We start from the raw sequence: 253 nt of genomic DNA, 5'->3' as shown, positions 1-253 counted from the left end.
GCTCTCGCTACCGTTTTGGCTGAGCACGGCGCTCTTTTCGGCAGTACTCTATTACATGGCCGCCCCCTCGCTCGGTACGGATGCCGGTGGATTCCTCGCAGGAGCCGCAGGTTTCACTGTCACGCTGTCACGCTTGCAGGATTGGCGCATCAGTAAAAAAAGCCTCCTGTTGGCAGCAGGAGGCATTCCCATCGGAATTGCCGTATTGGTGGCAGTAAATCTGTGGTCCAGCTATCCGTTAACACATGTAGGA

1 protein-coding gene is annotated in these 253 nt (G+C 55.7%); it reads left to right on the top strand.

All coding sequences use genetic code 11. The annotated features are described in order from the left end of the window. Positions 1–55: 55 nt before the first annotated feature. Positions 56–253 (top strand): hypothetical protein (locus tag MXD62_RS09140; protein ID WP_248828941.1); only part of this gene is annotated, 198 nt, incomplete at its 3' end.

This window comes from Frankia sp. Mgl5 (assembly GCF_023242985.1).
Taxonomy (GTDB): Bacteria; Actinomycetota; Actinomycetes; order Frankiales; family Frankiaceae; genus Parafrankia; species Parafrankia soli.
The sequence above is the reverse complement of the archived record's forward strand: the minus strand, read 5'-3'. Positions and strand labels throughout refer to the sequence as shown.